Origin of the sequence: Frankia sp. AgPm24, from assembly GCF_023243055.1 — a bacterium.
GTDB classification, from domain to species: Bacteria; Actinomycetota; Actinomycetes; order Frankiales; family Frankiaceae; genus Frankia; species Frankia umida.
In genome coordinates this window covers 1-248 of record NZ_JALKFW010000124.1, presented here as the reverse complement: position 1 = coordinate 248, position 248 = coordinate 1, and the positions used below count along the sequence as shown (strand labels likewise).

General features: G+C 83.1%; 1 pseudogene. It reads right to left on the bottom strand.

Annotated elements, in window-relative coordinates:
- Positions 1 to 23 precede the first annotated feature (23 nt).
- Positions 24 to 248, bottom strand: a pseudogene (locus MXD61_RS05935) (DUF952 domain-containing protein); the annotation flags it as partial.

Here is a 248-nt window from a genome sequence, read left to right as displayed (position 1 = left end):
CTCCCGCGACCGTGCGCCGATGGTCACCAGATAGTGGCCGGCATGCGGAAGGTGCCGTCCCGCTCCGGCGGGAACGGCACCACCACCGCCACTGCCCCGGCATCGATCGGGCCGTAGAGGTGCGGAAACCGCTCGTCGGTCGCCGTCGGCGCGGCCGTCGCCCCCCCCCCCCCCCCGCCGCGCGCCCCCCGCGCGCCCCGGCGGCCCCCCCCCCCCCCCGCGCCCCCCCCCCCCCCCGCCCCCCCCCC